The organism is Granulicatella sp. WM01, assembly GCF_004570605.1.
In the GTDB taxonomy this organism is placed as follows: Bacteria; Bacillota; Bacilli; order Lactobacillales; family Aerococcaceae; genus WM01.
Window position 1 is genome coordinate 1 of sequence record NZ_SPPB01000146.1, and the last position, 383, is coordinate 383.

Annotated in this window: 1 protein-coding gene; it reads left to right on the plus strand. The window is 61.6% G+C overall.

Annotated features, from left to right (window positions below; all coding sequences use genetic code 11):
* Positions 1 to 383 (plus strand): cytosine permease (locus E4T68_RS09045; RefSeq protein WP_194185118.1); only part of this gene is annotated, 383 nt, incomplete at both ends.

The window sequence follows — 383 nt, forward strand, 5'->3', positions numbered from 1 at the left end:
GTGCTCACGGTATTTCTCGCCAACGCCATCGTGCTCCTGCCCATGCTGCTGATCGGCCATGCGGGCACCAAGTACGGCATCCCGTATGCCGTGCTGGCGCGTGCCTCGTTCGGCACCATGGGCGCGCGCCTGCCGGCGCTGATGCGCGCCATCGTCGCCTGCGGCTGGTACGGCATCCAGACCTGGTTCGGCGGCCAGATGATCTACACCCTGATGGGCGTCTTGATGGGGCATGAACTGGGCGGCGAGAAGATCGCTGGCCTGGGCATCAATGGCAGCCAGTTGCTATGCTTCCTGGCTTTCTGGGCCATCCAGTTCTATTACATTCTGCACGGCATGGAGTCGATCCGCAAACTCGAAACCTATACCGCGCCCTTGAAAAT